This window comes from Halomonas piscis, assembly GCF_031886125.1.
GTDB classification, from domain to species: domain Bacteria; phylum Pseudomonadota; class Gammaproteobacteria; order Pseudomonadales; family Halomonadaceae; genus Vreelandella; species Vreelandella piscis.
Genome location: NZ_CP119391.1, coordinates 2211477 through 2235810 on the forward strand (window position 1 = coordinate 2211477; position 24334 = coordinate 2235810).

The window sequence follows — 24334 nt, forward strand, 5'->3', positions numbered from 1 at the left end:
TGTCATCTCACTGGGATTGGGGTTTGAACTGGGTGGTGAAGCGCGACAGCTCGCGCATTTTTGCCAGCGGCCGCCCCTCCTGCTGGGCGCTGCGCGCCAGCTGTACGCCGTCCTTCAGCGTCTCGGCCACGCCGGCGCAGTAAAGTGCGGCGCCGGCGTTGAGCGAAACGATATCTGCCGGAGCCCCTTCGCCGCTCAGCGCGGCCTTCACCTGACGCAGGCTGTCTTCCACGCCGTCGGCCTTCAGCGACACCAGCCCCTGGCGCTCGATGCCAAGCTCCTCCGGGGTAAGGCGGTACTGGGTGATCTCGCCGTTTTTCAGCTCGGCCACCTGCGTCGGCGCCGCCAGGGAAATTTCGTCCAGCCCGTCATCCGAGTGCACCACCATCACGTGGCGACTGCCGAGCTTTTGCAGCACCTCGGCGAGTACCGGCACCAGGGTCGGGTCGTACACGCCCAAAAGCTGGTTGGGCGCGCCGGCGGGGTTGGTCAGCGGGCCGAGAATATTGAACAGGGTACGTACGCCCATGTCGCGGCGCGGCCCCACGGCGTGGCGCATGGCCGGATGGTGGTTGGGGGCGAACATGAAGCCCACGCCCACCTCTTCAATACAGCGGGCTACCTGTTCGGCATCCAGGTTGAGAAAGATCCCCGCCACGTCAAACAGATCCGCACTGCCGGAGGATGATGACACGCTGCGCCCGCCGTGCTTGGCCACCCGCGCCCCGGCCGCGGCGGCGACGAAGCTCGAGGCGGTGGAAACGTTGAACAGGTTGGCACCGTCGCCGCCGGTGCCGACAATGTCCACCACGCCGCCCTTGACGTCGGGCGTGACGCGGTTCATCAGCTCGCGCATGACCTGGGCGGCGGCGCCGATCTCGGTAGCCGTTTCGCCCTTCATGGCAAGCCCCATGAGCAGCGCGCCGACCTGGGCGTCGCTGGCGTCCCCGGTCATGATCTGGCGCATGAGCGCGTGCATCCGGTCAAACGACAGGTTCTCGCGGCGCATCAGCGCATTGATTGCGTCTCGTATCTGCATGAAAAGGTGGGCCTCGTGCTGGTGATGCGCCGGTTCAAGCGCGTTGCAAAAAGTTCGCCAAAAGCCCGTGGCCCTGGCGGGTCAAGATCGATTCGGGATGAAACTGCACCCCTTCAACGTCCAGCTCGCGGTGACGTAGCCCCATGACCAGCCCCGGCGTCACGTCGTCGTCCGGGGTCCAGGCGGTAACGTCCAGGCACTCGGGCAGGCTCTCGCGCTCCACGACCAGCGAATGGTAGCGGGTGACTTCCAGCGGGTTTTCCAGCCCGGCAAACACGCCCTGCCCGGTGTGCCCCACGGCAGAGGTCTTGCCGTGCATCACTGCCGGGGCGCGAACCACGCGGCAGCCGTAGGCCTGGCCGATGGCCTGATGCCCCAGACACACGCCCAGAATGGGCAGCTGGCCGGCAAAGTGGCGAACGGCCTCCAGGGAGATGCCCGCTTCGTCGGGCGTGCAGGGCCCGGGAGAAATTACCAGGTGGCTCGGCGCCAGAGCGTCAATGTCGGCAAGGGTGACCGCGTCGTTACGCCAGGTCTGCACTTCGGCCCCCAGCTCCCCCAGGTACTGGACGATGTTGTAGGTGAAGCTGTCGTAGTTGTCGATCATGACGATCTTTGCCGGTTTGGCCATCACATCATCCTGTTGTTTGCCGGGTCGTCCAGGCGTTTATTCATCGACTTCGCGGCCCGCTTGCTACCGGCCGGCTCTTGTCCTACGAGTGTAACGCACCCCGCCGCCAGGGTGCACGGAGCCGGCCGCCCCCGGGGCGATTCAAGGCGTCCGGACTTTTAGCTACCCTTGAACTACCGCCTGCTTTAATGCTTAGCTAGGTGCTCGAAGACAGCAGCACGCCGGCCCGCAACGTCCCGCTCCTGCTAGCGCAGGGCGCCCATGAAACCAGGTCACGAGCCGCCGGACAGCTTTCCCAGACACCGTAACGGGTACGCCTTATGCCACTCGACAGTGCCAATGCGTTGATCGCCGAGTACTGGGCCATCGGGCTTTTTGTCCTGGCCGTTTTTTTGCTGTGTGCGTTCATGATCGGCGCCTCGGCGCTGCTGGGCGGGCGCAGCCAGGGGCGCAGCAAGCCCGTTCCGTTTGAAAGCGGCATCCTTGGCGCCGGTGACGCCCGGCAGCGCTTCTCCATCCAGTTTTACCTGGTGGCGATGCTGTTCGTGATCTTCGATATTGAAGCCGTCTTCCTGTTTGCCTGGGCCGTATCAGTACGCGAGTCGGGCTGGCCGGGCTTCTGGGGAGCCGCCGTTTTCATTGGCATCCTGCTTGCCGGGCTGATCTACGACTATCGCTCCGGCGCGCTCGACTGGGCGCCGATTGGCAGCGAACGAATGCACCGGGGAAGCGCGCGGCGCGGCTGAAGCGGCGCAGGCTCCACTCGCTACCGGCATTAAGCAAGCACCCGGGCCGAAACGTTTCCGGCCGTCACTCAACGATTTCAGTCGGGAGGCATGACATGGCATATACCCTGACCCGGGCCGACGACGCCATGGCGCAGCAGAATGACCGCTATCCGCTGGGCGAGCGCCAGCGCGTCGACGACCCGATGAAGCAGCAGGTACACCGCAGCGTGTTTACCGGCAAGCTGGAAGAGGTGCTCAACTCGGCGGTGAACTGGGGGCGCAAGAACTCCCTCTGGCCCTATAACTTCGGGCTGTCCTGCTGCTATGTGGAAATGACCACGGCGTTTACTGCTCCCCACGACGTCGCGCGCTTCGGCGCCGAGGTGCTGCGCGCTTCTCCGCGCCAGGCGGACTTCATGGTGATCTCCGGCACCTGTTTCGTGAAAATGGCGCCGGTCATCCAGCAGCTCTACGACCAGATGCTGGAACCCAAGTGGGTGATTTCCATGGGTTCCTGCGCCAACTCCGGCGGTATGTACGATATCTACTCGGTGGTTCAGGGAGTGGACAAATTCCTCCCCGTCGACGTCTACGTGCCCGGCTGCCCGCCCCGCCCGGAGGCCTTTTTGCAGGGGCTGCAGCTGCTTCAGGACTCGATCCAGGAGGAGCGTCGCCCGCTGTCCTGGGTGGTCGGCGACCAGGGCGTTTACCGTGCGGAAATGCCCTCTCAGCGGGAGAAACACCGCGATCGGCGGATCCAGGCCACCGAGCTGCGCACGCCGGACAGCGTTTAGCGCCCAAAGCCGGGCGGCACCGCCTTTAGCCAAGGAGAACCTGCACCACCATGAGCACAGATGCCTCCGCCGCGATTGTCCATACGCTACGCCAGCGCTTCGGCGACAAGCTTCACTGCGAGCAGCCCACGCTTGCCGGCATGCCGGTGGTCTGGGTGCGCCGCGACGCCATTGTCGAAGTGCTCGACGCGCTGCGTCGGCTGCCCGAGCCGTTCGAGATGCTCTACGATCTCACCGCGGTGGACGAGCGTATCCGCGGCCACCGCGGGGGCCTGCCCGCCGCGGACTATACCGTGGTCTACCAGCTGCTGTCGGTCTCCGGCAATCGCGACATCATGCTCAAGGTGGCGCTGGACGAGCGCGATCTCTCCCTGCCCACGGTCATTGCGGTCTACCCCAACGCCGACTGGTATGAGCGCGAGGTCTGGGACATGTTTGGCATCGAGTTCGCCGGCCATCCCAATCTGCGGCGTATCCTCATGCCGCCGACCTGGAACGGCCATCCGCTGCGCAAGGATCACCACGCCCGGGCCACCGAGTTTGACCCTTACACGCTCACCGTAGAGGGCCAGGACAAGGAGCAGGAGGCGATGCGCTTCGTGCCCGAAGAATGGGGCATGCAGCGCGAGCGCGACAACGCCGAGTTCATGTTCTTGAACCTGGGGCCCAACCACCCTTCCGCCCACGGCGCGTTTCGCATTGTGCTGCAGCTGGACGGCGAGGAAATCATCGACTGCGTGCCGGATATCGGCTACCACCATCGCGGCGCGGAAAAGATGGGCGAGCGCCAGTCCTGGCACAGTTTTATCCCCTATACCGACCGTATCGACTACGTCGGCGGGGTGATGAACAACCTGCCCTACGTACTGGCGGTGGAAAAGCTGGCCGGCATCCAGGTCACCGACCGCGCCGCCACGGTGCGGGTGATGATGTCGGAGCTTTTCCGCATCACCAGCCACCTGCTGTTTCTGGGCACCTACCTGCAGGACCTGGGCGCCATGTCGCCGGTGTTCTTCACCTTTACCGACCGGCAGAAGGCCTACCACGTCATTGAAGCCATTACCGGCTTTCGCATGCACCCGGCGTGGTTCCGCATCGGCGGGCTGATGCAGGACTTGCCCCGGGGCTGGGACCGGCTGATGCAGGAGTTCGTCGACTGGATGCCGGCGCGGCTCAGGGAATACGAGCGCGTCATGATGGAAAACTCGGTAGTGCGCGACCGGACTCGCCACGTCGCCGCCTTCGACACCGCCAACGCCCTGGCCTGGGGGGTAACCGGCCCCAACCTGCGCGCCACCGGCTGCGATTTCGACCTGCGCAAGAAGCGCCCCTACTCCGGCTACGAGAATTTCGATTTCGAGATTCCGCTGGGGCACAACGGCGACGCCTTCGACCGCGGCCAGCTGCGCATCGAAGAAATGCGCCAGAGCCTGCGCATCATCCAGCAGTGCATCAACCACATGCCCGAAGGCGATTTCAAGGCCGACCATCCGCTGACCACGCCGCCGCCCCGGGAGCGCATGCTCGAGCACATCGAGACCCTGATCACGCACTTTCTGCAGGTCTCCTGGGGGCCGGTGCTGCCGGCCAACGAGTCGCTACAGATGATCGAGGCCGCCAAGGGCATCAACAGCTATTACCTGACCAGCGACGGCAGCACCATGAGCTACCGCACGCGCATCCGCACGCCGAGTTTCCCGCACCTGCAGCAAATTCCGGCGCTGATGCGCGGCGGCTTCGTGCCGGACCTGATTGCCCATCTGGGCAGCCTCGATTTCGTCATGGCCGACGTGGATCGCTAACTAGGGGGAGCGGTAACGATGTCTGTAAACCAGTCTGACAGTTTTTACGCGGCAACCGGCACGCCGGCTCCCATCGCCACCGACGGCGACGGCTTCGCGCTGCACGCCGACGATCGCCGCGCCATGCTCGAGGAGCGCGCCCACTACGAGCAGCCCCAGGCGGCGTGCATCGAGGCGCTGAAAATCGTTCAGAAACGCCACGGCTGGGTGCCCGACGGCGCCATCGCCGCCATCGCCGAGGTACTCGGCGTCGGCCCCGGCAGCGTGGAAGGCGTGGCCACCTTTTACAATCTGATTTTCCGTCAGCCGGTCGGCCGCCACGTGATTCTCGTCTGCGACAGCAGCTCGTGCTTTTTGACCGGCTATGACGAGCTCAGCGCCGCGCTAAGCCAGCGGCTGGGCATCCGCTTTGGCGAAACCACCAAGGACAACCGCTTTACCCTGCTGCCCACCTGCTGTTTGGGCGCCTGCGATCGCGGGCCGGCCATGATGATCGATGACGACACCTTTGGCCCCATTGCGCCGAGTGACTTAAGCGAGCTTCTGGAGGCGTATCCATGACGGCAATTCCCGCAAACTCCCGGCTGCGCTATCACAGCCAGCTGCGCCAGGGCGCCGACGAGCGCCGCGAGGAGACGCACCCGCTGACCTGGCGGCTCCACGACGACGGCTCGCGCATCGGGCTTGACGAATACCGGCAGAAAAACGGCTACGCAGGCGCCGAGAAGGCGCTGGCCATGGATCCTGCAGATGTGATCGAGGCGATGAAAACCGCCAACGTTCGCGGTCGCGGCGGCGGCGGCTTCTCCGCCGGGGTCAAGTGGAGCCTGACCCAGGTGGGCGAGAACCTGCCGCGGGGCTACACGGTGTGCAACGCCGACGAAATGGAGCCTGGCACCTTCAAGGACCGCATGCTCATGGAGCAGCAGCCACACCTGCTGATCGAAGGCATGATCATCGCCGGCCACGCCAACCGCTCGAAATACGGCTATATCTTTCTGCGCGGCGAGTACGTCGAAGCCGCGCGCTCGCTGGCAATAGCCATCGAGGAGGCGCGCGAGGCCGGCCTTTTGGGCGATAACGTCGCCGGCAGCGGCTTTGACTTCAACATCGCCCTGCACACCGGCGCCGGGCGCTATATCTGCGGGGAGGAAACCGCGCTGATCAACTCGCTCGAGGGCAAGCGCGCCAACCCCCGGGCCAAGCCGCCGTTTCCCGGCCAGTCCGGCGCCTGGGGCAAGCCCACCGTGGTCAACAACGTCGAAACCCTGTGCAACGCCCCGGCGGTCATGCAGCACGGCGCCGACTGGTATCAGGCGCTGTCCGGCGACCTGAGCGGCGACGGCGGCACCAAGCTTTACGGCGTTTCCGGGCTGGTCAACAAACCCGGCCTGTGGGAGCTGCCCATCGGCACCAGCGGCTGGGACATCATGGAGCGCGCCGGCGGCATGCGCGAAGGGCACACGCTGAAAACCTGGCTTCCCGGCGGCGGCAGCACCGGCTTTTTGCTGCCCGAGCATCTGGAGCTTGCGCTGGACTTTGATACCGTCGGCCAGTACGGCAGCCGGCTGGGGACGGGGCTTTTGACCGTGGTCAGTCAGCGCCAGAGCCTGGTGGGCCTTTTGCGCAACCTGGAGCAGTTCTTTGCCCGGGAATCCTGCGGCTGGTGCACCCCCTGCCGAGACGGTCTGCACTGGACGGCGAAGATACTCCAGGCCATCGAGCACGGCGAAGGCCGGCCCGGCGACATCGAACTTTTGCAGGAGCACGCGCAAAACATCGGCCCTGGGCTCACGTTCTGCGCCCACGCGCCGGGGGCCGCAATGCCGCTGGAGTCGGCGATCCGCCATTTCCGCGCCGACTTTGAAGCAGGCATTGTCAAGAAAGAGGTCGAGGGGGTTACCGCCGCGGCTGACGGCGCGGATACAGCGGCGGCAAACGAAGAGGTGAGCTGATGGCAACGATTCATGTGGACGGCAACGCCTATACGGTAGACGGCAGCGACAACCTGCTGCACGCCTGCCTGTCGCTGGGGCTGGACATCCCCTACTTCTGCTGGCACCCGGCCATGGGCAGCGTGGGCGCCTGTCGCCAGTGCGCGGTCAAGCAGTACAAGGACGAAGACGACACCCAGGGCAAGATCGTGATGTCGTGCATGACCCCCGCCGCCAACAACAGCTGGATTTCCATCGACGATGACGAGGCGTACGCGTTTCGCGCCCGCGTGACCGAATGGTTCATGACTTACCACCCCCACGACTGTCCGGTATGCGCCGAAGGCGGCCACTGCCACCTCCAGGACATGACGGTGATGACCGGCCACAGCCGGCGGCGCTACCGCTTTGCCAAGCGCACCCACCGCAACCAGTACCTGGGGCCCTTTGTCGCCCACGAAATGAATCGCTGCATCAACTGCTATCGCTGCGTGCGCTTTTACAACGACTACGCCGGCGGCACGGACCTTGGCGTATTCGGCATGAACAACAACCTCTATTTCGGCCGCTACCAGGAAGGCGTGCTGGAAAGCCCCTTTGCCGGCAATCTCACCGAGGTTTGCCCCACCGGCGTATTCACCGACAAGACCCACACCCGCCACTACACCCGCAAGTGGGACCTGCAGTACGCCCCCAGCGTCTGCCATCAGTGCTCGGTAGGCTGCAACACCAGCCCCGGGGAGCGTTACGGCAGCGTCAGGCGCATCGAAAATCGCTATAACGGCGAAGTCAACAGCCACTTTCTCTGCGACCGCGGCCGCTTCGGCTACGACTACGTCAACCGCGACGATCGTCCGCGCCGGCCGGAATGGCACGATGACGGCACCCATACAGAGCTCGACGTGGACCCGGCGCTGGACCGCGGGGCCGACCTGCTGCGCCGGGCACGGCGAGTCATCGGCATCGGCTCGCCCCGGGCGAGCCTTGAAAGCAACCACCAGCTGAGGGCGCTGGTGGGCGAGAACAACTTTTCCACCGGCATCGCCGCTGCCGAGCAGGCCTGCCTTGAGCGCATGGCCGCCATCGACGCCGAGGGGGCACTGGCCACGCCGACGCCCCGCGACGTCGAAAATCACGACGCGGTGCTGGTCCTCGGCGAGGATCTGCTGCAAAGCGCCGCTCGGCTGGGCCTCAACGTGCGCCAGGCGGTGCTCGGCATCCGCGACGAGCTCGCCGAAGAGCGCGGTATCCCTCAGTGGAACGCCGAGGCGGTGAAAACCCTGGCTCAGGACAGCCGCCATCCGCTCTATATCGCCTACCCCACTGCCACCGGCCTTGACGACATCAGCGCGGCAAGCCTGCAGCTGGCGCCGGACGATATCGCTCGGCTGGGCTTTGCCGTGGCTCACGAGATCGACGCCGAGGCGCCGGCGGTCAGCGACCTTGACGACGCCACTCGGGCCCAGGCCGGCAATATCGCTCGGGCGCTACTTGCCGCCGAGCGCCCGCTTATCGTGAGCGGCGGCTCGCTTGAATCGCCTGCCGTTCTCAACGCCACCGCCAGCGTCGCCCGGGCGCTGGGGAAACGGAAAAAGGCGCAGAAAACAGCCGGCCGGCAAGCGCAGCGCGGCGGCCTGCTTCTCATACGCCGGGAAGCCAACAGCACCGGGCTTGCGCTGATGGGCGGCAAGCCTTTGGAGCGCGCACTCGAGCACGTCTCCCACGGCCACGCCGACACCCTCATCGTGCTGGAAAACGACCTCTACGAGCGTCTGCCGAATGCCCGGGTAAACGAAGCCCTGACGGCGGCCGATAGCCTGATCGTGCTCGATCACCAGCGCACCCGGACCTGGGAGCAAGCCACTCTTGGCCTGCCCGCGGCAAGCTTTGTCGAAACCGACGGCACCGTGGTCAACCTCGAAGGCCGCGCCCAGCGGTTTTATCAAGTTTACGATCCGCGCCACATGCGCCCGGAATCTCGCATCCACTCCGGCTGGCGCTGGCTTGACGCTCTGCGTTCAAGCCTCGGGCGCAGCGCCAGCGAGCCTGTATCCTTTGACCGGGTGCTGACCGACTGCGCCTCGGCCTACCCGGCCCTTGAAGGCATGGAAGCGGCCGGCGGCCACGCCGAGCTTCCCGGCACGCTCAAACTTGCAAGGGCGCCCCACCGCTACAGCGGGCGCACCTCGATGCGCGCCGACATCGCCGTCAGCGAACCGCGCGTCCCCCAGGACCCGGAGACGCCCTTTGTTTTTTCCATGGAGGGCTACAGCGGCTTTGAACGCCCGCGCCGAAACGTGCCCTTTGCCTGGGCGCCGGGCTGGAACTCGCCTCAGGCGTGGGACAAGTTCACCGACAGCGTGGGCGGCCACCTTCAGGGCGGCGATCCGGGGGTTCGCGTGACCGGAGCCCAAAGCACGTCGGACGCGGCCTACCCCAGCGCCGACGCTATCCCCGCTGCTTTTGTCCGCCACGAGGGCCAGTTCCAGCTGTGGGTTCTGCCGCGGCTGTTCGGCGGCGAGGCCACCTCGTCCCGCGCCGAGGCGATCGTCGAACGCACGGCAACGCCTCGCCTGACGCTAAGCGCGGCCGATGCCCGGGCGCTTGACGCCGAGGACGGCACCACGCTGACACTGTGCCTTGGCGAGACGCGCCTGCCCCTCGCCCTGCAGGTGGAGCCTCATCTGCCCGACGGGCTGGTGACGCTGCCCGCCGGGGTCATGCCCGGCGCGCCGAACGGTCGCTGGGTCACCCTGGGCAAGGAGGAAGGCTGATGGAATGGGCAATGCTTGAAGGCCTGCGCCCGGCGTGGCTGAGCCCGACGCTGCTGGCGACGGCCATTGCCATGATCGAGGCCGTGGCGATTCTGCTCGTCGCGGTGCTTATAAGTGCCTTGCTCACCGTGGTGGAGCGCCGGATGCTGGGGCTGTGGCAGGACCGCTACGGACCCAACCGGGTGGGGCCGTTCGGCTCGCTGCAGCTGATCGCCGACATGCTCAAGATCTTTTTCAAGGAAGACTGGATTCCGCCCTTCGCCGACCGCACGATTTTCCTGCTGGCGCCGGCCATTGCCATGGCCTCGCTGCTGCTTTCGTTCGTGATCATCCCCATCACGCCGACGCTCGGGGTGGCGGACTGGAACATCGGCCTGCTGTTCTTCCTTGCCATGGGCGGCATCAACGTTTACTCGGTGCTGCTGGGCGGCTGGTCCAGCGGCAACAAGTATGCGCTGATCGGCGCCATGCGCTCTTCGGCCCAGACCATCTCCTATGAGGTGTTCATGGGGCTTTCGCTCATGGGCGTCGTGGCAACCGCGGGCTCGTTCAACCTGCGCGAAATCGTCAGCGCCCAGGAAGGCCTGTGGTTTGTCATCCCCCAGTTTCTGGGCTTTTGCAACTTTCTCATCGCCGGCTTTGCGGTCACTCACCGCCACCCCTTCGACCAGCCCGAAGCCGAGCAGGAGCTCGCCGACGGCTACCACGTCGAGTATTCCAGCATGAAGTTCGGCATGTTCTTCATCGGCGAATACGTGGGCATGCTGCTGATTTCGGCGCTCACCGTGACGCTGTTCTTTGGCGGCTGGCACGGGCCTTTCCTGCCGCCGATTGTCTGGTTCATGCTCAAGACCGCGGTCTTTACGCTGCTGTTTGTTCTGGTGCGGGCTGCGCTGCCCCGGCCGCGCTACGACCGCGTCATGACCTTTGGCTGGATTGTCTGTCTGCCGCTCACGCTGCTCAACCTGCTGGTCACCGGCGCCATTATTCTGCTCGCGGCGCCGGCGTAGGGCCGCGCTTGGGGGACGCACTGAGCCAATCGCCATGCAGGCGTAAAACGTGGGTAACCGGGCGTCAACGGAGGAAACGTCATGTATAAAAAACTGTTACAAGGCACCTGGTCCCAGCTGCGCAGCCTGGGAATCATCTTCATGCACGCGTTTCGCAAGCGCGAGACGATCAACTACCCCGAAGAGAAGCCCTACCTCGCGCCGCGCTACCGTGGGCGCATCGTGCTCACCCGGGACCCTGACGGCGAAGAGCGCTGCGTAGCCTGCAACCTCTGTGCGGTGGCCTGTCCGGTGGACTGCATCGCGCTGCAGAAAGGGGAAAAAGACGACGGCCGCTGGTACCCGGAGTTTTTCCGTATCAACTTCTCGCGCTGCATTTTCTGCGGCATGTGCGAAGAGGCCTGCCCGACCTCGGCGATTCAGCTCACGCCGGACTTCGAAATGGCCGAGTATCGCCGCCAGGAGCTGGTCTACGAAAAGGAAGACCTTTTGATCAACGGCCCCGGCAAGGACCACGACTACCACTTTTACAAGGTGGCCGGGCTTGCCGTGAGCGGCAAGGACAAGGGCCAGGGCGAAGACGAGGCCGAACCCATCAACGTCACCACGCTGCTGCCCTGAGGGCGCTTTGACCACACGGGAGGATTCATGGAGCTTGCCTTCTATCTCGGCGGCCTGACAGCGGTGCTTGCCACCCTGGGCGTGATTGCCAACCCCAACCCGGTACACGCGGTGCTGTACCTGGTGGTGTCGCTGCTGGCAGTCGCCATGGTGTTTTTCGCCCTCGGCGCGCCCTTTGCCGGAACTCTGGAAATCATCGTCTACGCCGGCGCCATCATGGTGCTGTTCGTGTTCGTGGTGATGATGCTCAATCTCGGCCAGGCCGCCGCCGAGCAGGAGCGCGAATGGCTCAAGGCGCGCACCTGGCTGGGGCCGTCGCTGCTGGCTGCGGTACTGTTTCTGACCCTGGTCAGCCTTCTTTGGCGCGGCGACGGCCAGTCCGTGATCACCGGCGGCGGGCTTACCGCCAAGGGCGCCGGCACGCTGCTCTACGGCCCCTGGCTCTTGCTGGTGGAGCTTGGCGCGCTGCTGCTGCTGGCTGCCCTGGTGACGGCGTCCCACGTGGGCCGCTTGAGCCCGGTGGCCGCGCCCTCGCCCGCCCCGCGCGATATGCCCACGAACAGAAAAGGCAAAGGGGCGACCCAGCCATCCGCCGATGTCGAAGGCCAGCCTCAGCCGGCGGACACCGATACCCCCAAGGAGGACTCATGAACGGCGTCGCCATGGAACACGGCCTGGTTCTTGCCGCCGTGCTGTTTGCCCTGGGGCTTGGCGGACTGATGTTCCGCCGCAACATGATCTTTGTGTTGATGAGCCTTGAAGTCATGCTCAACGCCGCGGGTCTTGCTTTCATCGTAGCCGGCACCGGCTGGGAACAGCCGGAAGGCCAGGTCATGTTCCTGCTGGTGATTACCCTGGCAGCGGCCGAGGCAAGCGTCGGGCTTGCCCTGCTGATCCAGCTGTATCACCGCTTCAAGACCCTCAACCTCGACGTGGCCAGCAGGATGCGCGGATGATGGAACCCTTGACGACTTTCTTGACAACGCTCTCGACAGCCCAGCCAACGGCGGTGCTGCTGCCGCTCACCTTCCTGCTGCCGCTTCTGGGCACGCTGATCCTGGCGTTTTCCCGGGGGACCCTGGGCTACTGCGCCAGCGCGCTGACGGGCACGGCCAGCGTCGGCCTGGCTGCCCTGGCCACGGCGATGATCGCTCTGGGCTTTGCCGAGAACGGCCCCGAGCAGCTGACGCTTTGGACCTGGATCGCCGTGGGTGATTTCCAGCCGGGCATCAGCCTGGCGCTGGACGGCCTGTCGCTGACCATGCTCGGGGTGATTACCGGGGTCGGCTTTTTCATCCACCTGTTCGCTGCCTGGTACATGCGCGGCGAGGCGGGCATCACCCGTTTTTACACCTACATGAACCTCTTCGTGTTCAGCATGGTGCTGCTGGTGCTGGGCGACAACCTGCTGCTTTTGTTCCTCGGCTGGGAAGGCGTAGGGATGTGCAGCTACCTGCTCATCGGCTACTACTACACCAACAGCGCCAACGGCTGGGCCGGGTTCAAGGCGTTCATCATTACCCGGATCGGTGACGTCTTTCTGGCCATCGGCATGTTTCTGCTCTTCGCCCGGCTGGGCACGCTCAACATCGCCGAGATTCTCGAGCTTGCGCCAAAGGCCTGGCAGTCGGGCGATACCGTGGTGGAGCTGGCGGCTTTCCTGCTGCTCGGCGGGGCGCTGGGCAAGTCGGCCCAGCTGCCGCTGCATACCTGGCTTGCCGATGCCATGGCCGGCCCCACGCCGGTGTCGGCGCTGATCCACGCCGCCACCATGGTCACCGCCGGGGTCTACCTGATCGCGCGCATGCACGGCATCTTCGAGCTCGCGCCCGCCGCGCTTTACGCCACCGGCGTGATCGGCGCGCTGACGCTGCTCATGGCGGGCTTTGCCGCCCTTGCGCAAACCGACATCAAGCGGGTGCTGGCCTACTCCACCATGAGCCAGATCGGCTACATGTTTCTCGCTTTGGGCGTCGGCGCTTACGACACGGCGATTTTCCATCTGATGACCCATGCGTTTTTCAAGGCGCTTTTGTTCCTCTCCGCCGGCGCGGTGATCATAAGCTGCCATCACGAACAGGACATGCACCGCCTCGGCGGGCTGTGGCGCAAACTGCCGCTGGCCTATATGGGCTTTATAGTGGGCGGCGCGGCGCTGGCCGCCCTGCCGCTGGTGTCCGCCGGGTTTTACAGCAAGGATGAAATCCTCTGGCAGGCGCTGGCCGCCGACCGGCAGGGCCTGCTCGCGGCCGGGCTGATCGGCGCGCTGCTGACCTCGCTTTACACCCTGCGGCTGATTATCGGCACCTTCCACGGCGCGGCAAAAAGCGATAACGCCCGCCATGCCGACACCGGCCGCGGCCTGGCCCACGGCCTGCCGCTGGTGGTGCTCGCCGTGCTCTCAACGTTTCTCGGCGCCTGGATTACCCCGCCGCTCGGCGGCGTGCTGCCAACAGGCCCCGGAGAGGGCGTCACGGCCGGCCACGGCGCGCTGGAGCTGGTTGCCGCCGCTACGGCTCTGGCCGGCATCGCTCTGGGGGTGTGGCTGTTCGGCCTCAAGCGCGGCTGGCTGCGCCCGGCCAACCACGGTCTGGGGGCCGGGCTCTGGCAGCTGTGGCACCACGCCTGGGGCTTTGACCTGGTGTTTGACTGGACCATTGTGCGCCCCTATCGCGGCGTGGTCTGGCTTTTGCAGAGCGATCTGTTCGACGGCCTCTTCCGCCTGCTGGCATGGTGCGTGCGGCTTGTGCACCTGGGGCTTTCGCGGACCCAGACCGGCAAGCTGCGCGGCTACGCCGTCACCATGGTGGCTGGGGCGACGTTGATTCTATTGAGTCTGGCGCTGGTGACCCAGGGAACCTGAAAGGGATAAACGCTTATGATACTGGTATGGCTGATCGTCATCCCGTTTGTCGGGGGGCTTTTATGCTGGCAGGCCGAACGCCTGGGCAGCCGGGCCACGCGCCTGATTGCTCTTGCCACCATGCTCTTCGTGCTGCTGATTGCGCTGTGGCTGTGGGTGCAGCTGAACTTTCAGCTGCCCGCCACGGACGGCTCGGGCGCCCAGTGGGCAATTGAGTATCGCCTGCCCTGGATCACACGCTTCGGTATCGATATCCATCTGGCGCTGGACGGCCTGTCGCTGGTGCTGATCGCCCTGACCGGCTTTCTCGGCGTGCTTGCGGTGCTCTGCTCGTGGAACGAGATCGTCCGGCGCATCGGCTTTTTCCACCTCAACCTGCTGTGGATCCTTGGCGGCGTGGTCGGGGTGTTTCTGGCCATCGATCTTTTCCTTTTCTTCTTCTTCTGGGAACTGATGCTGGTGCCGATGTACTTTCTCATCGCGCTCTGGGGCCACAGCGGCTCCAAGGGCAGCACCCGCATCGGCGCGGCGATCAAGTTCTTCATCTACACCCAGGCAAGCGGCCTTTTGATGCTGGTGGCGATTCTGGGGTTGGTGTTTGCCCACCACGCCAACACCGGCGAGTACTCGTTCAGCTATGCCGTACTCAAGGAAACCGCGCTGTCGCCCACGCTTGCCTTCTGGCTGATGCTCGGGTTCTTCATCGCCTTTGCCGTCAAGCTGCCGGTGATACCGCTGCACGGCTGGCTGCCCAACGCCCACGCCCAGGCGCCCACCGCGGGCAGCGTGGACCTGGCCGGCATCCTGCTCAAGACCGCCGCCTACGGCATGCTGCGCTTTGCCCTGCCGCTGTTTCCCGAGGCCTCCCAGGCGTTTGCCCCGGTGGCCATGGGGCTGGGTCTGCTGGGCATTTTCTACGGCGCGGTGCTGGCCTGCGGCCAGCGCGATATCAAACGCTTTGTGGCCTACACCAGTATTGCCCACATGGGCTTTGTGCTCATCGGCATCTACGCCGGCACCGAGCTTGCGCTCCAGGGCGTGGTGGTGCTGATGGTGGCCCACGCCTTCTCTGCTGCCGGCCTCTTTATCTTGAGCGGCCAGCTCTACGAGCGGCTGCATACCCGCCAGATCGGGGAGATGGGCGGTCTCTGGGGCCGGCTTGGCAGCTTGCCGGGCATGTACCTGTTCCTGATTGCCGCTTCGCTTGGCATGCCCACCACGGCCAACTTCGTCGGCGAGTTCATGGTGCTGTTCGGCACCTTTGCCATCGCCCCCTGGGTGGTAGCGCTTGCCAGCGTCGGGCTGGTACTGGCGGCGGTATATTCCCTTATGCTCATGCAGCGGGTGCACTACGGCCCGCCCCAGGACGATACGCCGCTGTCAGGCCTGGACGCTCGGGAATTCTGCATGCTGCTGGGTATCGTGGCGCTGATCCTCTGGGTTGGCCTCTATCCGCAGCCGCTGCTGGACACTACCGGCGCGTCCATGGGGGAAATCCATCGGCTGTTTGACGCCCAAAGCTCACCGTTGCCGGAGGCTCGCTAATGCCGTTGCCCAAGCTTGCTATCGCTTATCTTCCGCTGATTCTGGTGGCCGCCACGGCCATCACCGTCATGTTGGGCACCGCCTGGCGGCGCGACCATCACGTCACGGTGGCCGTGAGCGTGCTGGGGCTGGCGCTTGCTCTGATTGCCCAGATCACGGCGCTGAGCATACTGCCGCTCACAACCACGCTGCTCGTCTTTGACGGCCCGGCCGCCCTCGGCGGGCTTCTGGTGCTGGCCTCGACGCTTGCCTGCGCGGTGCTGGCGCATGCCTACTTCGAGACGTTCCAAAAGCCCCGGGAAGAGTTTTACCTGCTGCTGCTGTGCTCGGCGGCGGGCGGGCTGGTGCTGGTGGCAAGCCGGCATCTGGCCAGCCTGTTTCTGGGGATGGAGCTTTTGTCCATGCCGCTTTACGGCATGCTGGCCTACGCCTTTCACGAGCGCCGTTCGCTGGAAGCCGGGATCAAATACCTGATTCTTTCCGCGGCGGCGAGTTCTTTTCTGCTCTTCGGCATGGCGCTGGTATACGCCCAGACCGGCGAGCTCGAGCTTGCCGCGCTGATGGCAACGCTCACGCAGGGCAGCGGCGCCTGGGGGCTGGCCGGGGCCGGCATGATGCTGGTGGGGCTCGGCTTCAAGCTGTCAATCGCGCCCTTCCACCTGTGGACGCCGGACGTCTACGAAGGCGGGCCCGGGCCGGCGGCGACGTTTCTCGCCACGGCCAGCAAGGTCGCGGTATTCATCATCATGCTGCGCCTGGTGATGAGCGCCCCGGCGTTTCAGGGCGAGTGGCTGCACGCGGTGCTCTGGGTGCTCGCGCTTGCCAGCATGCTGATCGGCAACCTGCTGGCGCTGACCCAGTCCAATCTCAAGCGCCTGCTGGGCTATTCCTCCATCGCCCACTTCGGCTACATGCTGCTGGTGCTGGTCATCGCCGACGGCCTGGCCGCCGAAGCCGGCGGGGTCTATCTGATAACCTACATCCTTGCCACTCTCGCCGCCTTTGGCGTGGTCATCCTGGTGTCAAGCGCCACCGAAGGCGCCGACGCCGGCAGCCTGCACTACTATCGCGGGCTGTTCTGGCGCCGGCCTTTCCTCACCGCGGTGATGACCGTCGCCATGCTCTCGCTCGCCGGCATTCCGGCAACCGTAGGCTTCATCGGCAAGTTTTACCTCATTGCTCTGGGCGTGGAAGCCGGGCAGTGGTGGCTGGTCGCCGGCATCATCGTCGGCAGCGCCATCGGGCTTTACTACTACCTGCGGGTGATCGTCACCCTGTTCCTGGCCGAACCGGGGATGCATCACCGGGACGCCTCGGCGGACTGGGCGGTGCGCGCCGGCGGCCTCGTCGTGCTCGGCGCGGCGGTGCTGGTGGTCCTGCTGGGCCTCTACCCCGCGCCCATGATCGCCCTGGCAAACGCCGCCGGTAGCGTGGCGACGCCGTAGCCGCAGGCGCCCCCACCCATCGGACCGGCCGGCCCGCTTTTGCTCACTCGCAGGCGCCGGCCGGGCCGCCTCAGTGTTCGTCCAGGCCGCGCTCGGCCATGGCCACGGCGCGAAACAGCGCGCGGCCCTTGCTCAGGGTTTCCTGCCATTCGGTTTCCGGGTCCGAGTCGGCAACGATCCCCGCGCCCACCTGCACGTGAACTTCTCCGTCCTTGATCACCGCGGTACGAATGGCGATCGCGGTATCCATGTTGCCGTGCCACGACAGATAGCCCACCGCGCCGGAATAGATGCCGCGCTTGACCGGCTCGACCTCGTCGATGATTTCCAGCGCGCGCACCTTCGCCGCGCCAGATACGGTGCCGGCGGGAAAGGTGGCGCGCAGCGCATCCATGGCCGAGAGCCCGGGTCTGAGCCGCCCCACGACGTTGGACACGATGTGCATGACGTGGGAGTAGCGCTCGACCACCATTTTGTCGGTGACCCTGACGCTGCCGGTCTCGCTGATACGCCCGATATCGTTGCGCCCCAGATCAATCAGCATGGAGTGCTCGGCGAGCTCCTTGGGATCGGCCAAAAGCTCCTTTTCCAGCGCCTCGTCTTCGGCTTCGGTTCTGCCGCGCTTGCGGGTGCCGGCAATGGGGCGAACGGTGACTTCGTCTTCCTCGGTGCGGGTGAGGATCTCCGGCGACGAGCCCACCACCTGATGGTCACCCAGATTCAGGTAATACATGTACGGCGAGGGGTTGAGGCTGCGCAACGCCCGGTAGAGGTCCAGCGGCGCGGCGCGGTACGGAGCCGACATGCGCTGGGAAGGCACGCACTGCATGATGTCGCCGGCGCGGACGTATTCCTTGATCCTGGCCACCGCGGCCTTGAAGCCTTCCTGGGTAAAACCGGAGCGAAAGTCGCTTTCCCGAACCTCCGGCTTGCCCTGGACCTGCCCGCTCGGTCGCTGATAGGCGTCGCGCAGGCGGCTTTCCAGATGCCGTAAATGCCCTTCGGCCGTCGCCAGAGCATCCACGGCTTCCGGGTCGGCGTGGGTCAGCAGCGTCAGCCGACCGGAAAGGTTGTCAAACACCACCAGGTCGTTGCACACCATCAGCAGGATGTCCGGCACGCCGAGCTGATCCGGCTTGTCGCTGTCGGCCAGGCGCGGCTCGATGTAGCGGATGGTCTCGTAGCCGAAATAGCCCACCAGCCCGCCGTCAAAGCGCGGGCGATCATCGATCTTGGGCACCTTGAAGCGCGCCTGGAACTCCTCGATCCACGCTAGCGGGTCGTCGACTTCGGTCACCCCCTGGGTTTCGCCGTCCTGAAGATGGCGCACGGTATGGCCGCGCACTTCGATGCGCTCCCGGCAGGGCAGGCCGATGATCGAGTAGCGCCCCCACTTTTCGCCGCCCTGCACCGATTCCAGCAAAAAGGTCCAGGGCACGTTGGCCAGCTTGAGATAGGTCGATAGCGGCGTATCCAGGTCGGCCAGCACCTCCCGGGCAACGGGAATACGGTTGTAGCCGGCGCGGGCCAGCTCGGCAAAGCGGTCGGGAGTCATCATCAAGGGTTCCTTATCGTATGGAAGACGTGCGGGCCGGGGCCGCCAGCAGCTCACTCAGCGAGTCCAGCAGCGCATCCGGCATGCTGTCGCTGATTGGCTCGCCGTGATTGTAGCCGTAGGTCAGCGCGGCGGTGGCAAATCCCGCCGCCTTGCCGGCGGCCATGTCGTGGCGGGAATCCCCCACCATCACGCAGTGGCCGGCGGGCACGCCAAAGCGCTCAGCGGCGTGGCAAAGCGGCAGCGGGTCGGGCTTTTTCCGCGCCAGGCTATCGCCGCCCAGGCACAGGGAAAAGGCGTCGCACAAGGCAAAGTGCTCAAGCAGCGGCGCAACAAAGCGCTCGGGCTTGTTGGTGACCAGCGCCAGCACAAAGCCCGAGTCCCTGAGAGCGAACAGCGTCTCGGCCACGCCGGGGTAAAGCTGCGTCAGACGGTGCGGAGCTTCGCCGTAATAGCTCAGAAAGGCAGCATGGACCCGCGCCGCCAGCGTCTCGTCCACGGCCTCAACGGGAGTTTCAAGCGCCCAGGCGAGGCCGCGCTCCACAAGCTTGCGGGTGCCGTTGCCCACCCAGCGGCTAACGTCTTCCCGCTCGGGCAAAGCCAGCCGCTCGTCGTCGAGCGCGCGAACAAGCGCCGCCGCGAGGTCGGGCACCGAGTCGATCAGGGTGCCGTCAAGATCAAAGGCTATCAGCCGCTTGCCGGCTAACAGCGGGTGCAGCGCCCTGTCCGCTACCGCGTCGTGACGCCCTGCGTCCTGATTCATGGTGGGCTCATCCTGGTGGTTCGTCTGCGGCCATCTTACCTGCCAAGCCGCCTCTCGCGCATTATTCGGAGCGCTTCTGCGCCAGCGCCTCGCGCATCCTGGCGATCACCGAGTCGTAATCGTGGGGGTCTTCACTTCTGCGCGCCTTGAAGATCGCCGAGCCGGCGACAAAGGTATCCGCTCCGGCGGCGGCCACCTCGGCGATGTTGTCAATTTTGATCCCGCCGTCCACTTCCAGGCGGATGTCGTAGCCCGAGGCGTCGAGCTTTGCCCGGGTATCGCGCAGCTTGGCAAGGGTCTGCGGAATGAACGCCTGGCCGCCAAAGCCCGGATTGACGCTCATCAACAGCACCATGTCGAGCTTGTCCATGACGTAGTCGAGATAGCCAAGGGGCGTGGCCGGGTTCAGCACCAGCCCGGCCTGGCAGCCACCGTCGCGGATCAGCTGCAGCGAGCGGTCGATGTGGTCGGACGCTTCAGGGTGAAAGGTAATGATGCTCGCCCCGGCGTCGATGAAGTCGCTGATCAGCTGGTCGACCGGCTTGACCATCAGATGCACGTCGATGGGCGCGGTCACGCCGTGGTCGCGCAGCGCCTTGCACACCATGGGGCCGATGGTGAGGTTGGGCACGTAGTGGTTGTCCATTACGTCGAAGTGGACGATATCCGCGCCGGACGCGAGCACGTTGTCGACTTCCTCCCCCAGGCGGGCAAAGTCGGCGGAGAGAATCGACGGCGCAATACGGAAGAAGCGCGCCGGGGCATGAGGGGATGCGGTCATGGTCATGGGCTTTTTTGAGCGGGTGGCTTTGAAAGGGCTAATGATACCAGAGCCTGACTAGGCGACGAGAGGCGCGGCCGCGGCCGGCAAATGCGATACACATATATTCTAAATTCGAATAATAAATATGATTGTAATTACTCATGGCCGGTTTTAGTCTTTATCCCACTCATCTTCATCTCTACTTCCGTTTCTCGTTACAGGAGCCTTGCATGGCCTTTCCCCGTCCCGCCGCTACGCTCAAGCGCAGCCTGCTCGCCGTCGCCGTTGCCGCCAGCGCTTCGGGCGCGGCCAACGCCGCCGACCGCGAACTGCTCAACGCCTCTTACGACATCGCCCGGGAGCTGTTTGCCGAAATCAACCCGAAGTTCGAAAGCTGGTGGGAAAAGGAGCACGGCGAAAGCGTTGAAGTCAGCCAGTCCCACAACGGCTCGTCCGCCCAGGCCCGATCCATCATGCAGGGGCTGGGCGCCGACGTCGTCACCTTCAACCAGGTGACCGACGTCCAGGTGCTGGCGGATGCCGGCCTGGTGGCCGACGACTGGCAAGAGGCCTTTGACAACAACGCCTCGCCCTACTATTCCACCACGGCGTTTCTGGTGCGCAAGGGCAACCCCAAGAACATCGAAAGCTGGGACGACTTGGCCGGCGACGACGTGGAAATCGTCTTCCCCAACCCCAAGACATCGGGCAACGGCCGCTATACTTACCTGGCCGCCTGGGGGGCTGCCGACAAGCGCCTTGACGGCGACGAGGAAAAAATTCGCGACTACATGAAGACCTTCCTCGGCAACGTCGAGGTATTCGACACCGGCGGCCGCGGGGCGACCACCAGCTTCATCGAGCGCGAGATCGGCGACGTGCTGATCAGCTTCGAGTCCGAGGTCAACAACATCCGCGGCGAGTACGGCAGCGACGACTACGAAGTGGTGGTGCCGCCGGTCAGCATTCTCGCCGAGTTTCCCGTGGCCGTGGTCAAGGAAAACGCCGAGAAAAACGACAACGTCGACCTCGCCCAGGGCTATCTGGACTACCTCTACCGCGAAGACACCCAGCGCCTGCTGGCCAACTTCAACTACCGCGTGCATGACGACACCGTGGTCGAGGAGTTCTCCGACCAGTTTCCCGACACTCGGCTGCTGGAAGTCAAAGACGTTTTCGGCGGCTGGGACCAGGCCATGGAAAAGCACTTTGAAAGCGGCGGCCTGATCGATCAGCTGCAGCGCCGGTAGGCACGTCCCATGAGCACTTTGGCTATCAGACTCCCTCGGCGCCTTTCCGGCAGCACCCGCGTACTGCCGGGCTTTGGCCTGTCCATGGGGATCAGCGTGCTGTTTATCTCGCTGGTGCTGCTCTTGCCCATGACCGGTCTTTTCGGCCAGCTGGCCGGACTCTCGCCGGGCGAATACTGGGCGATCGTAAGCGACCCTCGGGTCGCGGCAAGCTACGCCACCACCCTCGGTGCCGCCGGCGCGGCGGCGCTGGTCAACGCCGCCTTCGGCCTTTTGCTGGCCTGGGTGCTGGTGCGCTACGAATTTCCCGGCAAGCGCCTGGTGGATGCGCTGATGGATCTGCCTTTCGCCCTGCCCACCGCCGTTGCCGGCATTACCCTTGCCACCCTGTACGCCAAAAGCGGCTGGGCGGGTAGCGTGCTGGAGCCGCTGGGGATAAAGGTCGCCTATACCTGGGTGGGCATTGCGCTGGCCATGGCGTTTACCAGCATTCCGTTCGTGGTGCGCACGGTGCAGCCGGTGCTCGAGGACATGCCCGCCGAGGTAGACGAGGCCGCCATGTCCCTTGGCGCCAGCGACGGCGTGGGCTTTCGCCGGGTCATTCTGCCCCACCTGTGGCCGGCGCTGGTCACCGGGACCGGGCTTGCCTTTGTGCGCTCGCTGGGGGAGTTCGGCGCGGTGATTTTCATTGCCGGCAACACCCCCTACGAGACCGAAATCACCTCGCTGATGATTTTCGTCAAGCTCCAGGAATACGACTACGCCGGCGCCTCGGCCATTGCCTCGGTGCTGCTGTTCGTCTCGCTTGCCCTGCTGCTCGCCATCAATGTCTGGCAGGGCCGCTTCGTTCGCCGCCTGCACGGAGGAAAAGGCTAATGCAACGCATCGGAGACGCCCCCGGCGTTCGCCGGCTGCTGATCGGCGCCGCGCTTTTGCTCACGGCCGCCTTTCTCGCGCTGCCGCTGGTGGCGATTTTTGCCCAGGCCTTTGCCAAGGGCGTGGGCGTGTTCTGGGCAAGCGTGACCGAGGCCAATACCCTCCACGCGATTTTTCTCACCCTGGGCATCGCGGTGATGACCATCCCCATCTGTCTGGTGTTCGGCGTCGCCTTGGCGTGGCTGATCACCCGCTTTACGTTTCCCGGCCGCCGGCTTTTACAGACCCTGATCGATATTCCCTTTGCGGTCTCGCCGGTGGTCGCGGGGCTTGTCTACCTGCTGCTCTACGGGCGCAACGGCTGGCTCGGCTCCTGGCTTGCCGCCCACGACATCCAGCTGATGTTTGCCTGGCCGGGCATTCTCATGGTGACGGTGTTTGTGACCTGCCCCTTCGTCGCCCGGGAGCTGATCCCGCTGATGCAGGCCCAGGGCAGCCGCGAGGAAGAAGCCGCGGTCACCCTGGGCGCCGGCGGCTTTGCCGTCTTTCGCCGAATTACCCTGCCCAACATCCGCTGGGCGCTTTTGTACGGCGTGATTCTCACCAACGCCCGGGCGGTGGGCGAGTTCGGCGCCGTCTCGGTGGTGTCCGGCGCCATTCGCGGGCAAACCAACACCCTGCCGCTCAACGTGCAGCAGCTCTATCAGGACTACAACACGGTCGGCGCCTTCTCCAGCGCGGCGCTGCTGGCGCTGATCGCCCTTTTCACCCTGGCGGCCAAGGCCGGCCTTGAATGGCGCGCATCGCGCCGGGAGACCCACCCATGAGCATCCGTCTGGACAACATCGGCAAGCACTTCGGCCCTACCCGGGCGCTGGAACCGGTCAACCTGGATATTCACGAAGGCGAGCTGGTGGGCCTGCTGGGCCCCTCGGGGTCGGGCAAGACCACCCTTCTGCGCATCATTGCCGGGCTGGAAACCCCCGACCGCTCGGATGCTCGCACCCCGGCGCGCATTCTCTTTGGCCAGCGCGACGTGACTCACGTCCACGTCCGCGACCGGCGCATCGGCTTTGTCTTTCAGCACTACGCGCTGTTCCGCCACATGAGCGTTTACGACAACGTCGCCTTTGGCCTCACCGTGATGCCCCGGCGCAGCCGGCCGTCGCGCAGCGAGATCCGCGCCCGGGTCTTTCGCCTTCTGGAAATGGTCAAGCTCGAGCATCTTGCCAACCGCTACCCGGCCCAGCTCTCCGGCGGCCAGCAGCAGCGCGTGTCGCTGGCCCGGGCGCTGGCCGTGGAGCCCGACGTGCTGCTGCTCGACGAGCCTTTCGGCGCGCTCGACGCCAAGGTGCGCCAGGAGCTGCGCCGCTGGCTGCGCCATCTTCACGAAGAGCTCAACTTCACCAGCGTGTTCGTCACCCACGATCAGGAAGAGGCCCTCGAGCTCTCCGACCGCGTGGTGGTGATGAGCGATGGCAACATCGAGCAGATCGACACCCCGGAAACGCTGTATCGCGCGCCGCAGAACCGCTTCGTGTTCGAGTTTCTGGGCGATGTCAACCATCTCGAAGGCGAGGTGCGCAGCGGCGTGCTGACCTGCGGCGACGCGCGCCTTTCGGTTGATCTTCCCGACGACCACGAAGAGCTGTTGCTGCGCCCCCACGAGGTGCGCCTGGCCGAACAGCCCGAGGCCGGCTGCCATCTGCCGGTGACCGTCACCGCGGTCTCGCCGGTGGGCGCCGAGGTGCGCGTGGAGCTCGAGGCCGACTGGCTGGCCAGGCCCTGGCTTGCCAGCGTGCGCCACGCCGACTTCGAGCGGCTGAACCTGCACCGCGGCAGGCGGCTGTTTGCCCACCCGCGCCAGTGGCACCGCTTTGCCGAGGCGGCTGTCGCCCCGGCCGCCTCCCACGCGGCCTGAGCGCTAACGGCCCGTGGTAT

22 protein-coding genes are annotated in these 24334 nt (G+C 65.2%); 17 read left to right on the forward strand and 5 right to left on the reverse strand.

Translation table 11 applies throughout. The annotated features are described in order from the left end of the window. Positions 1-7: 7 nt before the first annotated feature. The gene (gene trpD, locus P1P91_RS10355; RefSeq protein WP_311882432.1) at positions 8-1039 is read right to left on the reverse strand and encodes an anthranilate phosphoribosyltransferase; all 1032 of its coding nucleotides are present in this window, start codon (positions 1037-1039) and stop codon (positions 8-10) included. Between the two features lie 34 nt (positions 1040-1073). Further along, positions 1074-1670 (reverse strand): anthranilate synthase component II, encoded by a 597-nt coding sequence (locus P1P91_RS10360; protein ID WP_311882434.1) that lies wholly within the window; start codon positions 1668-1670, stop codon positions 1074-1076. A 320-nt stretch (positions 1671-1990) separates the two neighbouring features. On the opposite strand from P1P91_RS10360, the gene P1P91_RS10365 reads away from it, so the two are divergent. The 13 genes from P1P91_RS10365 (at position 1991) to nuoN (ending at position 17186) form a co-directional block, all read left to right on the forward strand. Continuing rightward, positions 1991-2416 (forward strand): NADH-quinone oxidoreductase subunit A, encoded by a 426-nt coding sequence (locus tag P1P91_RS10365; RefSeq protein ID WP_311882435.1) that lies wholly within the window; start codon positions 1991-1993, stop codon positions 2414-2416. A 95-nt stretch (positions 2417-2511) separates the two neighbouring features. After that, positions 2512-3192, forward strand: coding sequence for an NADH-quinone oxidoreductase subunit B (locus P1P91_RS10370; RefSeq protein WP_311882436.1), 681 nt, complete (start codon positions 2512-2514; stop codon positions 3190-3192). A 50-nt stretch (positions 3193-3242) separates the two neighbouring features. After that, on the forward strand, positions 3243-4994 hold the full coding sequence (gene nuoC / locus P1P91_RS10375) for an NADH-quinone oxidoreductase subunit C/D (RefSeq protein ID WP_311882437.1): 1752 nt from the start codon (positions 3243-3245) through the stop codon (positions 4992-4994). A gap of 18 nt (positions 4995-5012) precedes the next feature. Further along, positions 5013-5555 carry an NADH-quinone oxidoreductase subunit NuoE gene (gene nuoE, locus P1P91_RS10380; protein WP_311944684.1) on the forward strand — a complete coding sequence of 181 codons (543 nt, stop codon included), beginning with the start codon at positions 5013-5015 and terminating at the stop codon, positions 5553-5555. After that, complete coding sequence (locus tag P1P91_RS10385) at positions 5552-6949, forward strand: NADH-ubiquinone oxidoreductase-F iron-sulfur binding region domain-containing protein (RefSeq protein WP_311882438.1); 1398 nt, start codon at positions 5552-5554, stop codon at positions 6947-6949. Before nuoE ends, P1P91_RS10385 begins: the two co-directional genes overlap by 4 nt. Continuing rightward, complete coding sequence (nuoG, locus tag P1P91_RS10390) at positions 6949-9702, forward strand: NADH-quinone oxidoreductase subunit NuoG (RefSeq protein ID WP_311882439.1); 2754 nt, start codon at positions 6949-6951, stop codon at positions 9700-9702. The genes P1P91_RS10385 and nuoG overlap by 1 nt, the downstream gene beginning before the upstream one ends. After that, entirely contained in the window at positions 9702-10712 is a 1011-nt protein-coding gene (nuoH, locus tag P1P91_RS10395; RefSeq protein ID WP_311882440.1) for an NADH-quinone oxidoreductase subunit NuoH, read from the forward strand. The genes nuoG and nuoH overlap by 1 nt, the downstream gene beginning before the upstream one ends. Before the next feature lie 81 nt (positions 10713-10793). Beyond that, positions 10794-11333, forward strand: coding sequence for an NADH-quinone oxidoreductase subunit NuoI (gene nuoI / locus P1P91_RS10400; RefSeq protein WP_311882441.1), 540 nt, complete (start codon positions 10794-10796; stop codon positions 11331-11333). A 27-nt stretch (positions 11334-11360) separates the two neighbouring features. Beyond that, entirely contained in the window at positions 11361-11984 is a 624-nt protein-coding gene (gene nuoJ / locus P1P91_RS10405) for an NADH-quinone oxidoreductase subunit J (RefSeq protein WP_311882442.1), read from the forward strand. Then, entirely contained in the window at positions 11981-12289 is a 309-nt protein-coding gene (gene nuoK / locus P1P91_RS10410) for an NADH-quinone oxidoreductase subunit NuoK (protein WP_311882444.1), read from the forward strand. Before nuoJ ends, nuoK begins: the two co-directional genes overlap by 4 nt. Beyond that, positions 12286-14196 carry an NADH-quinone oxidoreductase subunit L gene (gene nuoL, locus P1P91_RS10415; protein ID WP_311882445.1) on the forward strand — a complete coding sequence of 637 codons (1911 nt, stop codon included), beginning with the start codon at positions 12286-12288 and terminating at the stop codon, positions 14194-14196. Before nuoK ends, nuoL begins: the two co-directional genes overlap by 4 nt. Positions 14197-14211: 15 nt before the next feature. Beyond that, on the forward strand, positions 14212-15741 hold the full coding sequence (nuoM, locus tag P1P91_RS10420; protein ID WP_311882447.1) for an NADH-quinone oxidoreductase subunit M: 1530 nt from the start codon (positions 14212-14214) through the stop codon (positions 15739-15741). Continuing rightward, positions 15741-17186: an NADH-quinone oxidoreductase subunit NuoN gene (gene nuoN / locus P1P91_RS10425; RefSeq protein WP_311882449.1), complete on the forward strand. Its 1446-nt coding sequence runs from the start codon at positions 15741-15743 to the stop codon at positions 17184-17186. Before nuoM ends, nuoN begins: the two co-directional genes overlap by 1 nt. A gap of 70 nt (positions 17187-17256) precedes the next feature. Here the strand turns inward: nuoN and trpE are convergent, their stop codons facing one another. The 3 genes from trpE to rpe form a co-directional block, all read right to left on the reverse strand. Beyond that, positions 17257-18741, reverse strand: a complete 1485-nt coding sequence (gene trpE, locus P1P91_RS10430; RefSeq protein WP_311885784.1) for an anthranilate synthase component I — start codon at positions 18739-18741, stop codon at positions 17257-17259. A 13-nt stretch (positions 18742-18754) separates the two neighbouring features. After that, positions 18755-19504, reverse strand: coding sequence for a phosphoglycolate phosphatase (locus tag P1P91_RS10435; protein ID WP_311882451.1), 750 nt, complete (start codon positions 19502-19504; stop codon positions 18755-18757). Between the two features lie 61 nt (positions 19505-19565). Then, positions 19566-20285, reverse strand: coding sequence for a ribulose-phosphate 3-epimerase (gene rpe / locus P1P91_RS10440; protein WP_311882453.1), 720 nt, complete (start codon positions 20283-20285; stop codon positions 19566-19568). A 212-nt stretch (positions 20286-20497) separates the two neighbouring features. Between rpe and cysP the strand changes: the two genes are divergently transcribed. The 4 genes from cysP to P1P91_RS10460 are packed head-to-tail and all read left to right on the forward strand — an operon-like array spanning position 20498 to position 24314. Continuing rightward, positions 20498-21517 carry a thiosulfate ABC transporter substrate-binding protein CysP gene (gene cysP / locus P1P91_RS10445; RefSeq protein WP_311882455.1) on the forward strand — a complete coding sequence of 340 codons (1020 nt, stop codon included), beginning with the start codon at positions 20498-20500 and terminating at the stop codon, positions 21515-21517. A 9-nt stretch (positions 21518-21526) separates the two neighbouring features. Further along, on the forward strand, positions 21527-22393 hold the full coding sequence (cysT, locus tag P1P91_RS10450) for a sulfate ABC transporter permease subunit CysT (RefSeq protein ID WP_311882457.1): 867 nt from the start codon (positions 21527-21529) through the stop codon (positions 22391-22393). Next, the gene (gene cysW, locus P1P91_RS10455; protein ID WP_311882459.1) at positions 22393-23220 is read left to right on the forward strand and encodes a sulfate ABC transporter permease subunit CysW; all 828 of its coding nucleotides are present in this window, start codon (positions 22393-22395) and stop codon (positions 23218-23220) included. The genes cysT and cysW overlap by 1 nt, the downstream gene beginning before the upstream one ends. Then, entirely contained in the window at positions 23217-24314 is a 1098-nt protein-coding gene (locus tag P1P91_RS10460; RefSeq protein ID WP_311882460.1) for a sulfate/molybdate ABC transporter ATP-binding protein, read from the forward strand. The genes cysW and P1P91_RS10460 overlap by 4 nt, the downstream gene beginning before the upstream one ends. The last annotated feature ends 20 nt before the right edge of the window (positions 24315-24334 follow it).